Origin of the sequence: Streptomyces sp. NPDC006372, assembly GCF_040612515.1 — a bacterium.
Lineage (GTDB): Bacteria > Actinomycetota > Actinomycetes > Streptomycetales > Streptomycetaceae > Streptomyces.
Genome location: NZ_JBEXQJ010000064.1, coordinates 15,492 through 28,763, shown reverse-complemented (window position 1 = coordinate 28,763; position 13,272 = coordinate 15,492). Strand labels below are relative to the sequence as shown.

General features: G+C 72.9%; 10 protein-coding genes. 5 read left to right on the top strand and 5 right to left on the bottom strand.

What is annotated here, in order from left to right:
- The first annotated feature begins 420 nt into the window (after positions 1–420).
- The 5 genes from ABZ016_RS41855 (at position 421) to ABZ016_RS41835 (ending at position 7,074) form a co-directional block, all read left to right on the top strand.
- On the top strand, positions 421–714 hold the full coding sequence (locus tag ABZ016_RS41855) for a DUF503 domain-containing protein (protein ID WP_356922039.1): 294 nt from the start codon (positions 421–423) through the stop codon (positions 712–714).
- A gap of 44 nt (positions 715–758) precedes the next feature.
- Positions 759–1,211, top strand: coding sequence for a 30S ribosome-binding factor RbfA (rbfA, locus tag ABZ016_RS41850; protein WP_356922038.1), 453 nt, complete (start codon positions 759–761; stop codon positions 1,209–1,211).
- The gene (gene truB, locus ABZ016_RS41845) at positions 1,208–2,113 is read left to right on the top strand and encodes a tRNA pseudouridine(55) synthase TruB (RefSeq protein ID WP_356922037.1); all 906 of its coding nucleotides are present in this window, start codon (positions 1,208–1,210) and stop codon (positions 2,111–2,113) included. The genes rbfA and truB overlap by 4 nt, the downstream gene beginning before the upstream one ends.
- Positions 2,114–2,358: 245 nt before the next feature.
- On the top strand, positions 2,359–5,952 hold the full coding sequence (locus ABZ016_RS41840; protein WP_356922036.1) for a trypsin-like peptidase domain-containing protein: 3,594 nt from the start codon (positions 2,359–2,361) through the stop codon (positions 5,950–5,952).
- A gap of 168 nt (positions 5,953–6,120) precedes the next feature.
- Entirely contained in the window at positions 6,121–7,074 is a 954-nt protein-coding gene (locus tag ABZ016_RS41835; RefSeq protein ID WP_356922035.1) for a bifunctional riboflavin kinase/FAD synthetase, read from the top strand.
- Between the two features lie 63 nt (positions 7,075–7,137).
- On the opposite strand, the gene ABZ016_RS41830 is transcribed toward ABZ016_RS41835, so the two are convergent.
- The 5 genes from ABZ016_RS41830 to ABZ016_RS41810 are packed head-to-tail and all read right to left on the bottom strand — an operon-like array spanning position 7,138 to position 13,069.
- Positions 7,138–8,169: an ABC transporter ATP-binding protein gene (locus tag ABZ016_RS41830; protein ID WP_356922034.1), complete on the bottom strand. Its 1,032-nt coding sequence runs from the start codon at positions 8,167–8,169 to the stop codon at positions 7,138–7,140.
- Entirely contained in the window at positions 8,166–9,239 is a 1,074-nt protein-coding gene (locus ABZ016_RS41825; protein WP_356922033.1) for an ABC transporter ATP-binding protein, read from the bottom strand. Before ABZ016_RS41825 ends, ABZ016_RS41830 begins: the two co-directional genes overlap by 4 nt.
- Positions 9,236–10,150 (bottom strand): ABC transporter permease, encoded by a 915-nt coding sequence (locus tag ABZ016_RS41820; protein ID WP_356922032.1) that lies wholly within the window; start codon positions 10,148–10,150, stop codon positions 9,236–9,238. The genes ABZ016_RS41825 and ABZ016_RS41820 overlap by 4 nt, the downstream gene beginning before the upstream one ends.
- Positions 10,147–11,196 carry an ABC transporter permease gene (locus tag ABZ016_RS41815; RefSeq protein ID WP_356922031.1) on the bottom strand — a complete coding sequence of 350 codons (1,050 nt, stop codon included), beginning with the start codon at positions 11,194–11,196 and terminating at the stop codon, positions 10,147–10,149. The genes ABZ016_RS41820 and ABZ016_RS41815 overlap by 4 nt, the downstream gene beginning before the upstream one ends.
- Positions 11,197–11,215: 19 nt before the next feature.
- Positions 11,216–13,069 (bottom strand): ABC transporter substrate-binding protein, encoded by a 1,854-nt coding sequence (locus ABZ016_RS41810; RefSeq protein ID WP_356922030.1) that lies wholly within the window; start codon positions 13,067–13,069, stop codon positions 11,216–11,218.
- Positions 13,070–13,272 lie beyond the last annotated feature (203 nt).

Below are 13,272 nucleotides of genomic sequence, written 5' to 3'. Positions count from 1 at the left end.
GGGCGGAACGCGGTATGGCCCGGGTGCTGCGCACCGGCGCGCGTCGGCCGACCGGCCGTTCGCGTCCCCGACCGCCTTGCGGCCCGGTGGGTGAAGCTCCCGCTGAGGTGTGGGGCTCCCGCTGCAAGGCGGGGCATGGCTCCCGCGGGCGTGCAGGGTTCGGCTCCTCCGAGGGTGCTGAGCAGGGCTTGCTACGGGTGGGCTGTGCTTGGCTCTCGTGAGGGTGCTGAGCAGGGCTCGTTTCCGGGGGGTCTGGGGCGGAGCCCCTCGGGCCCGGGCCTCCTGGCCGACGGTGTCGGGCGGGTGGGTGGGCAAAACCCCGTCGAGCCACCGGCAGGTTCGCGGTACCGTTCTTGATGTCCCTGCCAACCACACCGCAGGGCCATCGATCCCGTACCGGCGGGTCATCCGGATACACACATGTACGTGGGGACGCTGTCCTTCGACCTGCTCCTCGGCGACGTACGGTCGCTGAAGGAGAAGCGCTCCGTCGTCCGCCCCATCGTCGCCGAGCTCCAGCGCAAGTACGCGGTGAGCGCGGCCGAGGTGGACCACATGGACCTCCATCGCAGGACCGTCATCGGTCTCGCGTTGGTCTCCGGCGACGCGGGGCACCTGAGCGAGGTGCTCGACCGGTGCGAACGGCTCGTGGCCGGCCGCCCCGAGGTGGAACTGCTGTCCGTCAGGCGGCGCTTCCACGGCGAAGACGACTGACGACCCAAGAACGACCCAGACAGGAAAGAACGGGAGACGGACCAGTGGCCGACAACGCGCGGGCCAAGAGGCTGGCGGACCTCATCCGGGAAGTGGTGGCCCAGAAGCTGCAGCGCGGGATCAAGGACCCGCGGCTCGGCTCGCACGTCACCATCACGGACACCCGGGTGACCGGTGATCTGCGGGAGGCGACCGTCTTCTACACCGTGTACGGGGACGACGAGGAGCGCGCGGCCGCCGCCGCCGGCCTGGAGAGCGCCAAGGGCATCCTGCGCTCCGAGGTCGGCCGGGCCGCCGGTGTGAAGTTCACGCCGACCCTGACCTTCGTCATGGACGCCCTCCCCGACACCGCCCGGAACATCGAGGACCTCCTCGACAAGGCGCGCCAGTCCGACGCGAAGGTGCGCGAGGCCTCCGCCGGCGCGAAGTACGCCGGTGAGGCCGACCCGTACCGGAAGCCGGACGAGGACGACGAGACGGACGACACCGCCGAATGACCCAGAAGCACATCACGCCCGACGGCCTCGTCATCGTCGACAAGCCGTCGGGTTTCACTTCGCACGACGTCGTCGCCAAGATGCGCGGCATCGCCCGCACGCGTCGCGTCGGGCACGCCGGCACCCTCGACCCGATGGCGACGGGCGTCCTCGTCCTCGGCGTGGAGAAGGCCACGAAACTCCTCGGCCACCTCGCCCTGACCGAGAAGGAGTACCTGGGCACCATCCGGCTCGGGCAGAACACCCTCACGGACGACGCCGAGGGGGAGATCACCTCCGCCGCGGACGCCTCCAAGGTCACCCGCGAGGCCATCGACGCCGGCATCGCCAAGCTGACCGGCGACATCATGCAGGTGCCGTCCAAGGTCAGCGCCATCAAGATCAACGGCGTGCGGTCCTACAAGCGGGCCAGGGAGGGCGAGGAGTTCGACATCCCGGCCCGGCCCGTCACGGTCTCCTCCTTCGGCGTGTACGACGTCAGGGACGCCGTCGCCGAGGACGGCACGGCCGTACTCGACCTGGTGGTCTCGGTCGTCTGCTCCTCCGGCACGTACATCCGGGCCCTGGCCCGTGACCTGGGCGCCGACCTCGGAGTCGGCGGTCACCTCACCGCCCTGCGCCGCACCCGCGTCGGCCCGTACAAGCTCGACGCGGCCCGCACCCTCGACCAGCACCAGCAGGAACTCGCCGTGATGCCGATCGCCGAGGCCGCCGCGGCCGCCTTCCCGCGCTGGGACGTCGACGCCCGGCGGGCCAAGCTGCTCACCAACGGCGTACGGCTGGAGATGCCCGACGAGTACGCGGGCTCCGGCCCGGTCGCCGTCTTCGACCCGGAGGGCCGCTTCCTCGCCCTCGTCGAGGAGCAGCGGGGCAAGGCCAAGAGCCTGGCCGTCTTCGGCTGACGGTTGTCCGCCCGTGGAGCGGCGGCCACGGGGTACCTCCACTGTCGCCGCTCCACGGGTCCCCCCTCGGTTCCCCCACTCAAGGGTGTATCCAGCCATCCCCTTCCGTTCACCCGTCCGTGCGGGCGCTCGGAGTGAACCGGGGGAGTGGAAGGGGGCGCTTTCGCCGAGGGATCTGTCCCGCTGATCATCTCGCCCCTACCGTCGAACGCGAGGGCACGGATGTACGGCGGGGAGGCTCGACGATGACGTCGCGGAACCGGTCCCGGGAGACGGACGGCAGCGTGGACGGCTCCCAGGACCTCCCCGGAACGGGGGGCGAGGCAACGAGGCCGGCGGATCAGGCGCCGGAGCCGGCTGCCCAGCCCCCCGGCGAGGCACTCGTCCGCATCCACGACCTCGACGGACGCCCCCGCGGCACCGGTTTCCTGGCCGACCGGCACGGCACGCTCATCACCAGCCACGAGGCCGTCGACGGCCAGCCCCGGCTCGTTCTCTACGGGGCCGGGGACTGCCGCCGGGTGGTGGCCGCCGACGCGGTCACCCCGCTGCCCGCGCTCGACCTGGCCCTCGTACGCGCCGAGGGGCTCGGCGTGCCGCCGCTGCCCGTCACCGTGCGGGGCGGTGCCGCGACCGGCGCCTATGTGCGGATCGCCGCAGGCGGCTGGCGCGAAGCCCGCGTGCTGGGCTCGACCCCCGTGACGTACACGGCCGGGGACCGGGCCCATCGCCTCGACGGCGCGCTGGAGCTGGCGGTCGGCACGGCCGGGCGGGACGCGCTGCGGCTGGGCGGCGGAGCGGCCGGCGGCCCCGTGCTCGACACGGAGACCGGCGCGGTCGTCGGTGTCCTCGGCACCGCGCTCAGCTCCGGTCACAGCGACGTCGGCTTCGCCGTACCGCTGCGTGCCCGGGTGCCCGCAGCGGCGGGGCCGCTCGCCGAACTGCTCGCCGAGAACGCGGAGACGGTCCCCGCCTACGCTGCCGACCTCAATCTGGCGGGGGTGCTGGAGCTGACCGGCACCTCGATGGCGGCGGCCGGCCCGCCCGACCGCACCGGCCTCCCGGAACCGGTCGAACGGGCGTCCGTGGCGGCCGAGTTCCGCGCGTTCACGGCCGGTCCGGCGGCCGTCCTCGGCCTCGTCGGGGCGCCCGGCAGCGGCCGTACGACGGAGCTCGCGGCGCTCGCCGCGCTCCGCGCCCGGGACGGGCACCCCACGCTGTGGCTGCGCGGCTCCGAACTGCGGGACGACGACACCTCGGTGGCGGACGCGGTCCGCCGGGCGCTGACCCGGGCCGCTCCGCTCGTGGCAGCGTCCCGCGCCCCCGCCCTCCCGGCCGACCTGGGCGACACCACGCCCGAGCGGCTCGCCTCCCTCGCCGCCGCCCTCGGCCGGCCCCTGCTGCTCCTCCTCGACGGCCCCGAGGAGACGCCGCCCGCGCTCGCGCGCCGCCTGGCCGACTGGACGGACGGGACGGTGCGGTGGCTGCGCGAGACGGGAGCGCGGCTGGTCGTGGCCTGCCGGGAGGAGTACTGGGAGGACGCGGGGTTCCCGGCGGAGGTGCTGTACCGGCCCGACGGCGCCGGAAGGGGCCCCGCGTGCGTGCGGATCGGCGATCTCACCGAGGACGAGGCCAGGGAGGCCCGTCGGCGCCATGGCGTCCCGGAGAGCGCCCTCGTCGGGACGGACGCCCGGCACCCTCTGACCCTCCGGCTGCTCGCCGAGATCCGGACCGCCGTCACCGATTCCTCTGCTGCCTCCGACGCCCCGGAAGCCGCCGGACGTCTCCAACGCCCCGACGTCCGCGCTGCCTCGTACGCCCCGGGACCCGCCGGCGTTCCTCATGGCCCCGACGCCGCCGGCGCCCCCATCGCGACCGTCGACCGTGACGACGTCTTCGCCGCCTACCTGGATCTGATGTCCCTGCGCATCGCCCAGCGGCTGGCCGCCGGCAACGGCCTGCGCGGCACCGCCGTACGCCGGCTGGCCGCCAAGGTGGCCGGGCAGGTGCACGAGGCCGCCCGGCGCACGCTCGGCCCCGGGCCGGGCGACCTGGACCGGGAGACGTTCGAGGCGCTGTTCCCGTGGGGGCCCGCCCCGGAGCGGCTGGGAGGCGGCGCCGGCTGGGCGCCGGCCGTCCTCGCCGAGGGGCTCCTCGTGCCCGCCGGGACCGGCTACCGCTTCGCCCACGAGGAACTCGCCGACTGGCTCCAGGGCATGCACCTCGACCTCGACGAGGCCCTCCAGGTCCTCGTCCACCGCCACGAGGACACGCGGCCCGACCCCGTGCCGCACCACCGCATCGGGCCCGTCGTACAGGCCCTGCTGTACCTCGCCCGCCAGCACGGCACCGGCCGACTGGCCTCCAGGCTCGCCGACCTGGTGCACGCCCTGGACGCCGGCTCACGGTCCTGGTGGACCGCCCGGCTGCTCGCCGGGACCCTGCTGGCCGTGCCCGACGCGACGCCCTACCTCGAGGTGCTGCGGCTGCTCGCCGACCGGACCGTGGCCTGGCGGCGGCAGGAGCGGCCCGTACCGGAGGAGGTCGGGCCCGCCTTCTGGACCGGCGTGCGGCTGCCGGAGGACACGCGCTTCACCTTGCTGCGCCGGCTGGTCCACGCCGACGGCCCGCCGTGCGAGGCCGGTCCCCGGTTCCTGGACGCCGTCGCGCGCCTGCTCGCCGCCGATCCCACGGCCGTGCAACCGCTGCTCGCCCGCTGGTTCGTCGACGAACAGCCGCTGCCCGCCACTCCGCACGCCACCGTGGCCACCGCGGCGCAGGCGCTGCTGCACACCCACCGCCACGGGGCCCTGGACGACCTGACGGACGCGCTCGTCGACCGGGCGCACCGGCGGGCCGACGAACTGCTCGCCGTGCTGGCCGAGGAGGAACCGTCGGCGGTGTGCCGGGCCGTCGACCGGTGGGCACGCGACGAACGCCCGACGCGGCGCGCCGCCGCGGTGACGCACGGCCTCCGGGCCGCGCCCCACGTGAGCACCGGTGGCGACCGCGCCCTGCTGCGCTTCACCGCCCTGACCCTGCTCGCCCGCCCCGCCGACCGCGCCCTGCACGGCGGCGCACTCGGCCTCCTCGTCCAGGACCCGCACACCCGGGACCGGTATCTCCCTCGGGCCCTGGAGCACTTCGCGGCGGGCGACCCTCAGCTGCCCCCGGACGTGCCGGCCGGTGCCCTCCCGACCCACCCCGAACCGGTCCTCCGCGCCTTCGCGGCCCGACTGGAGCGGCCGGACGCGGAGGAGGCCTTGCGGGCACTCGCCGACGCCACCCCGCCGGGCCTGGCCCCCCGCGTCGCCGCGCTGCTGCGACAGGCCGCCGAGCTGCGGCCGGAACTCGCCGGGCAGACGGCCGCCTACGTGGACCAGCGGCTCGACCGGGGCCCCACCGTGCGGGCCGTGCTCCTGCCCCTGGTCACCGGCCTGCTGGAGGGCGGCCCGGTACGGCTGCGCTGCGCCCTCGCCGGCGTCCTCGCCCCGCCCGGCATCCCCGCCTCCCGTCCGCTGCGCCGCGAACTGCGCGACCTGCTCATGGCCCGCGAGCAGGACACCGACGTCCTGGACGCGCTGCTGCACGCCGTCGCCCGGAACAGCGGCGACGACCTGCGCGACCTCGTCCACCGCGTCGGCCTGCTCCTCGTCCGCACCCCGGAGGGCGCCGCCCGCTTCGACCGCGCCCTGGCCGACCTGGGCCGGCACGTGCCCGGTTTCGCCGCCCGCGCGGCCGGCTGGCTGGCCGACGCGCCCGAGCAGTGGGCGGCGCTGGTCGGGCCGAGCTCCCGCCGGACGATCGAGAACCTGGCGGGCGTACGCGTCCCCGCGTGACCGGCATCCCGGCCGCCGGGCCGGCGTACCGTGTCGTGCGCCCTGTCACAGCCCCCATGCCGATGCGGGCCGGGGGCACCCGGCATGGCACCCTTAGACCTGCGTACGAGGCAACCACGGACAACCAGGTACACGGGTTCGACGAGCTTTCGACAAGGAGCAGGCACAGTGCAGCGCTGGCGTGGCTTGGAGGACATCCCCCAGGACTGGGGGCGCAGCGTCGTCACCATCGGCTCCTACGACGGAGTCCACCGCGGACACCAGCTGATCATCCGGCATGCGGTGAACCGCGCCCGGGAGCTGGGCGTGCCCGCCGTCGTCGTCACCTTCGACCCGCACCCCAGCGAGGTCGTCCGCCCCGGCAGTCACCCGCCGCTGCTCGCCCCGCACCACCGCCGCGCCGAACTCATGGCCGACCTGGGCGTGGACGCGGTGCTCATCCTGCCCTTCACGACCGAGTTCTCGAAGCTGTCCCCGGCCGACTTCGTCGTCAAGGTGCTCGTCGACAAGCTGCACGCCAAGGCGGTCGTCGAGGGCCCCAACTTCCGCTTCGGCCACAAGGCCGCGGGCAACGTGGAGTTCCTGGCCACGCAGGGCAAGACCTACGACTTCGAGGTCGAGGTCGTCGACCTGTACGTGACCGGCGAGGCGGGCGGCGGGGAGCCGTTCTCCTCGACGCTGACGCGGCGGCTGGTCGCCGAGGGCGACGTCGAGGGTGCGGGGGAGATCCTGGGGCGCCCGCACCGGGTCGAGGGCGTCGTCGTGCGCGGTGCGCAGCGCGGTCGCGAGCTGGGCTTCCCGACGGCCAACGTCGAGACGCTGCCGCACACCGCGATTCCCGCCGACGGTGTGTACGCCGGGTGGCTGCACGCACAGGGCGAGGCGATGCCGGCGGCGATCTCCGTCGGTACGAATCCGCAGTTCGAGGGGACCGAGCGGACGGTGGAGGCTTATGCCATCGACCGGGTCGGGCTGGATCTGTACGGGTTGCATGTCGCGGTCGACTTCTTGGCGTTCGTGCGGGGGCAGGCGAAGTTCGAGACGCTGGATGCCTTGTTGGAGCAGATGGGGCAGGACGTGAAGAAGTGCCGGGAGCTGGTGGCGGCTGACGGGGCTGCCTAGTCCTGTTGTGGGCCGTCTGCGGGTGGGTTGTGGCTGGTCGCGCTCACGCGGCGGAGCCGCACATCAACGCAGCCCCGCGCCCCTTGGGGGCGATGACGAAACCGCCCAATGGCATGCGACCTGCGATGCTCCGCCCCCGCCCAGTACCTCCAAGTCCTGGCCTCTGCACGCGTCTGCCACGCCCGCCGCTGCCGCCTCGCCGCTCGACAGGATCTGGCAGCGGGCGTGGAAGCGGCAGCCGGACGGGATGCGGGACGGGTCCGGGGGCTCGCCCGTGAGGACCACCGGGGCCCCGGGAGCTTCCGGGAGCACGGACAGCAGCGCCTGGGTGTAGGGGTGCCGTGGAGCCGTCAGGACCTGCTCGACCGCGCCCGTCTCCACGATCCGGCCCAGGTACATCACGGCCACCCGGTCGGCGATGTTCCACGCCAGGCCCAGGTCGTGCGTGACGACCAGCGCGGACAGGCCCAGCTCGGTGCGCAGCCGCAGGAGCAGGGCGAGGATCTCACCGCGCACGGAGGCGTCCAGGGACGCCACCGGCTCGTCGGCGACGAGGAGTTCGGGTTCCAGGACCAGCGCGCCCGCGATGACGACGCGCTGGCGTTGTCCTCCGGACAGCTCGTGCGGGTAGCGCAGGAAGAAGCGCTCCGGGGGCCGTAGCCCGGCTCGGGAGAGGGCGTCGGCGACCGCTGCCCGCTCGTCGCCGCCGTGGCCGTGGATGCGCAGGCCCTCGGCGACCGCGTCGTAGACCGTGTGCCGTGGGTTGAGCGAGCCGCTCGGGTCCTGGAGGACCAGTTGGGCACGCTTGCGGTACGCCTTGAGGGAGCGGCCCGAGTACTCCAGCGGGCGGCCGTCGAAGGTGACCCGGCCGGCGGTCGGCTCGACCAGGCCCAGCAGGGAGCGGGCCAGGGTCGTCTTCCCGCAACCGGACTCGCCGACCAGCGCGACGATCTCGCCGGGCCGGATGTCGAGGTCGACCCCGTCCACCGCACGGGACCGGGGGCCTCCGTGCCGGCCGGGGAAGGTGACGTGGAGGCCCTGGGCGCTCAGCAGAGGGGCCGTGGCGACCTCGGGGCTCGTGGGTGACGTGGTCATGGCGTGCTCGGCCTCGCTTTCTCCAGCGCCTCCGGGTCCTCCGCGGCCGCCGGTGCCTCACCGGACTCCGGCCCCTCATGGACCTCGGGTTCCTCACGGGACTCGCGAGGCGCGTCCTTTGGCGGGCCGACCAGGACGCACGCCGCCCGGCGTTCCGGCCCCGCCTCGCGCAGCACCGGGTCCTGCTCGGCGCACGACTCCAGCGCCACCGGGCACCGCGGGTGGAACGTGCAGCCGGACGGCAGGGCCGCCGGGTCGGGAGGGTCTCCGGCCAGCCCCTGCGGGGCGAACCGGGAAGCCGGGTCGCCGATGCGCGGGAACGCGGCCGACAGGGCCCTGGCATACGGGTGCCGGGCGTCCTCGTACACCTGGGCCGCCGGGCCCTCCTCGACGACCCGGCCCGCGTACATCACGGCCAGCCGGTCGCAGGTGTCGGCGAGGACCGCCAGGTCATGGCTGATCATGATCAGGCCGAGGTCCTGGTCCGCGACGAGCTGTTCGATGAGCCGCAGGATCTGCGCCTGGACCATCACGTCGAGCGCCGTGGTCGGCTCGTCGGCGATGATCAGCCGCGGGTCGCAGGCCAGGGCCATGGCGATCATGACGCGCTGGCGCTGGCCGCCGGACAGCTCGTGCGGGTAGGCCTCCGCACGGGCGGCGGGCAGCCCGACCTGCTCCAGCAGCTCCCCGGTCTTCTTCTTCGCGCCGGCCGGGGTGGCCTTCCTGTGCAGCAGGATCGGCTCGGCGATCTGGTCGCCGACGCGGTGCACGGCGTTCAGCGAGTGCATCGCGCCCTGGAACACGACGGAGGCCCCGGCCCAGCGGACCGCCCGGACCCGGCCCCACTTCATCGTCAGCACGTCCTCGCCGTCGAGCAGCACCTCACCGGTGACGCGGGTCGCGGACGGCAGCAGCCGCAGCAGGGCCAGCGCCAGCGTGGACTTGCCGCAGCCGGACTCCCCGGCGAGACCGAGCTTGCGGCCCGCGTCCAGCCGCAGATCCACCCCGCGCACGGCGGCCGCCCCGCCCGGGTACGTCACCGCCAGGTTCCTGACGTCGAGCAGACTCAACGCGACACCCCCAGCCTGGGGTTGAGGACGGACTCCACGGCCCGCCCGCAGAGCGTGAACGCCAGCGCCACCACGGCGATGGCGATGCCCGGCGGCACCAGGTACCACCAGTCCCCGGCACTGACCGCGCCCGCCTCCCGCGCGTCCTGGAGCAGCCCGCCCCACGACACGATCGTCGGGTCCCCGAGGCCGAGGAAGGCGAGGGTCGCCTCGGCCAGGATCGCCGTGGAGATGATCAGGGTCGTCTGGGCCAGCACCAGGGGCATCACGTTGGGAAGCACATGCCGGGACATGATGTGCCAGTGCCCGCCGCCGAGCGCCTTCGCCCGCTCGATGTACGGCCGGGTCTCCACCGCCAGCGTCTGCGCCCGCACCAGCCGGGCCGTGGTCGGCCAGGTGGTGACGCCGATCGCGACGACCGTCGTGGTCAGCGAGCGGGACATCACGGTGGCCAGGGCGATCGCCAGCACCAGCGTCGGCATCACCAGGAACCAGTCGGTGATCCGCATCATCACCGTCGCGTACCAGCCCTTGAAGTGCCCCGCGGTGACCCCGATGAGCGTGCCGATCGCGACCGACAGCACGGCGGCGAGCAGCCCGACCAGCAGCGACACCCGCGAGCCCCAGACCACCAGGCCCAGCAGGTCCCGGCCGAACTGGTCGGTGCCCAGCGGGAAGTCCGCGCTGGGGCTCTGCATCGGACGCCCCGGCGCGTCGGTCACACTGCTCACGTCCGAGCCGACGAACAACGGCGCGAACAACGCCAGCAGCGCGCACAGCGCGAGCACGGTCAGGCCGTACAGCCCCGCCCGCTCGGCGCGGTACTGCCGCCAGAAGCGGGCGACGGAGGCCCGGCGCCGCTGCCGGGCGAGGGCGCGCGGGCTCAGGGCCGGATCGGTCGTCGTCGTCATCGGGCCACCCGGGGGTCGAGCAGCGGATAGACCAGGTCGGCGAGGGTGTTCATCACGATCACCGCCGCGGCGAACACGAAGAACAGTCCCTGCACCAACGGCAGGTCGGGCACGCTCAGCGCCTGGTAGAACAGCCCGCCGAGACCCGGCCAGGAGAACACCGTCTCCACGAGGATCACACCCGCCACCGTCCGGCCGAGGTTGATGAAGATCAGGGTCACGGTCGGCAGCAGAGCGTTCGGCACGGCGTGCCGGCGGCGCACGAGGTCGTCGCGCAGCCCCTTGGCCCGCGCGGTCGTCAGATAGTCGCTGCCCATCTCGTCCAGCAGCGCCGACCGCGTGACCAGCAGCGTCTGCCCGTACTCCACGGCCACCAGCGTCACCACCGGCAGCACCAGATGGTGCGCCACGTCCACGACGTACGCGAAGCCCTCCTCGCCGCCCGACTCCATGCCGCCGGTGGGGAACATCCCCGGCAGCGGGCCGATGCCCACCGACAGAACGACGATCAGCAGCAGCCCGAGCCAGAAGGACGGGATGGAGTACAGGGTCAGCGCGAGACCGGTGTTGAACCGGTCGCCGAGCCCGCCGCGCCGCCACGCCGAGCGCGTGCCGAGGAAGATGCCCAGCGCGGTGTACAGGACGAAGGCCGTCCCGGTGAGCAGCAGGGTGTTCGGCAGCGCTTCCGTGATCTTGTCGACGACCGGGGCGCGGAACTGGTACGACGTGCCGAAGTCGCCGGTGAGCGCCTTGCCGCAGTAGTCCGTGAACTGCCGCCACAACGGCAGGTCGAGCCCGAACTCCTCGCGGTAGGCGGCCAGCTGCCCGGCCGACACCTGACGGCCGCCGGTCATGGTCTTCACCGGGTCGCCGGGGATCAGCCGGAAGAGGAAGAAACTGGTGATCAGCACGGCCAGCAGCGACACGGCCGCGCCCGCGACCTTGCCCGCCAGGTACCGCGGGTACGCGGAGCCCCTGCGTACCCGCGGCCCGGCGGCCGTCTGCTGCTTGTCCGCGACCAGCGCGGGAGACGCGTCAGCGGTCATGAGTACCCGCTCGCCCCCGCTACTCGCGGTCCTCGGCGGTGGACCGCCGCCGCATCGCCGCGAAGACGCCGAGCCCGCCGAGGATCACGACACCCGCCACGATCCCGACCACGACCCCCGTCGACGACGCGTTCTCGGACGAGCCGCTCGAATCCGCCGGGACCGCCGACCACCAGCTCCAGTAGCCGTCCTGGCCGTAGATGTTCCCCGCCTTCGCCGGCATCGTCGTGATCGACTTGATCTGGTCCGTCCGGAAGGCCTCGACCGCGTTCGGATACGCCATGACGTTCATGTACCCGAGGTCGTACAGCCGCGACTCCATCCGCTTGACGATGTCCGCCCGTTTGGCGGGGTCGTACTCGGCGAGCTGCTGTGCGTAGAGCTCGTCGTACTTCTTGTCGCAGATGAAGTTGTCCGTCGCGCCCGTCTCCTCCGGGGTCGCCGGGAGCGCTCCGCAGGTGTGGATGGACAGCACGAAGTCCGGGTCGGGGTTGACCGACCAGCCGTCGAAGGCGAGGTCGTACTTGCCGGCGAGCCAGGGGTCGGTCACGTTGTCCAGGCAGTTCAGCTGGACGCCGATGCCGAGCTCGCCCCACCACTCCTGGAGGTACTTGCCGACCGCCTTGTCGTTCGGGTCGGTGGCGTGGCACAGGACGCGGTAGGTGATGGGCTTGCCGTCCTTGCCGACGCGCTTGCCGTCGCCGTTCTTCTTGTACCCCGCCTGGTCGAGCAGCCGGGCCGCCCCGGCCGGGTCGTACGCCAGCTTCTGGTCCGCGGACGGCTTCCAGAAGTAGTTCTGGAACCGTGGCGGGATGTAGCCCTCACCCTCGACGGCGTGTCCCTGGAACACCTTGTCGATGATGGCCTTGCGGTCCACGGCCAGGAACAGCGCGTTCCGCACCCGCTGGTCCAGCAGGGAGGGGTGGCCGTCGCCGAACTTCTTGCCGTTCTTCGCCTTGGCGCCCGGGTTGGTGGCGAGGGCGTAGAAGCGGCGGCCGGGGGCGTCGTTGACCTGGATGTTGTCCGCGCCCTCCAGGGATGCCGCCTGAGCGGGCGTCAGGGACGGCGACCCGGCGACGAAGGACACCTCGCCCTTGCGCAGCGCAGACACCGCCGCGTCCTGGTCCTTGTAGTAGCGGAACACCAGCTCGTCGAACTTCGGCGACCCGCGCCAGAAGCTCTTGTTGGCCTTGAGCCGCACATAACTGTCCGCCTTGTACCCGGTCAGCGTGAACGGCCCGTTGCCGACGACGGGGAAGCTCTTGTCGTTGTTGAACTCGGAGAAGTCCGAGACCTTCTCCCAGACGTGCTTCGGCACGATCGGCACGTCGAGCGCGGTCATCGTGGCCTGTGGCTTCTTCAGCTCGATGACCAGCTCGGTGGGGCTCGGGGCCGTCACCTTGCGGAAGTTCCCGACGTAGCTGCCGTTCGCCGTGGCCGCGCCCGAGTCGGTCATCATCTTGTTGAACGTCCACGCCGCGTCCTCGGCGGTGGCGCGCTCGCCGTCCGACCACTTGGAGTTGGAGCGGATCGTGTACGTCCAGGTCAGCTTGTCCGGCGACGGCTCCCACTTGGTGGCCAGGCCCGGGATGGCGTGGTTGTCCTTGGGGTCGTAGTTCGTCAGGTACTCGTACATGAGCCGGTGGATGCTCGTACTGAGCAGCCGCACCGCCAGGAACGGGCTGAGCGAGTCCACGCTCTGCGCCACCGCGACGGTCAGCACCTTCTTGCCGCCGTCGGCCGCCCGGGCCTGCTGGGGCGCCGGGTCGAGCGGGGTCGCGAGACCGGCGGTGAGGGTGAGCGCGGCTGCCCCGGCCACGGCGACGAGCCTGAGGCCGCGCGGGAGGCTGCGTGTCTGATCGTTCGTGCCCATGGTCGGACCTCGCGTCATCGCTCGGACAGGAAGGACGGGTTGATCAGGTGTCAGATGGATGATGTGTGTGTATCAGCGGCCGTCTCCACCCGTCAACGGCGCGTTCACCCCTTGTGGCCTGCGGAAATAACGAATTGGCGAGCTTTTCGTGTCCATTGGTGGAGACCACTGACGCCCCCCTGGCCAGGGCCTGGCAACGGATT

Excerpts from the sequence above, each read along its gene's own strand:
- ABZ016_RS41840 (WP_356922036.1), top strand. The coding sequence starts at position 2,359 with ATGACGTCGCGGAACCGGTCCCGGGAGACGGACGGCAGCGTGGACGGC.
- ABZ016_RS41855 (WP_356922039.1), top strand. The coding sequence starts at position 421 with ATGTACGTGGGGACGCTGTCCTTCGACCTGCTCCTCGGCGACGTACGG.
- ABZ016_RS41830 (WP_356922034.1), bottom strand. The coding sequence starts at position 8,169 with ATGACCACGTCACCCACGAGCCCCGAGGTCGCCACGGCCCCTCTGCTG.
- ABZ016_RS41820 (WP_356922032.1), bottom strand. The coding sequence starts at position 10,150 with ATGACGACGACGACCGATCCGGCCCTGAGCCCGCGCGCCCTCGCCCGG.
- truB (WP_356922037.1), top strand. The coding sequence starts at position 1,208 with ATGACCCAGAAGCACATCACGCCCGACGGCCTCGTCATCGTCGACAAG.
- ABZ016_RS41810 (WP_356922030.1), bottom strand. The coding sequence starts at position 13,069 with ATGGGCACGAACGATCAGACACGCAGCCTCCCGCGCGGCCTCAGGCTC.
- ABZ016_RS41815 (WP_356922031.1), bottom strand. The coding sequence starts at position 11,196 with ATGACCGCTGACGCGTCTCCCGCGCTGGTCGCGGACAAGCAGCAGACG.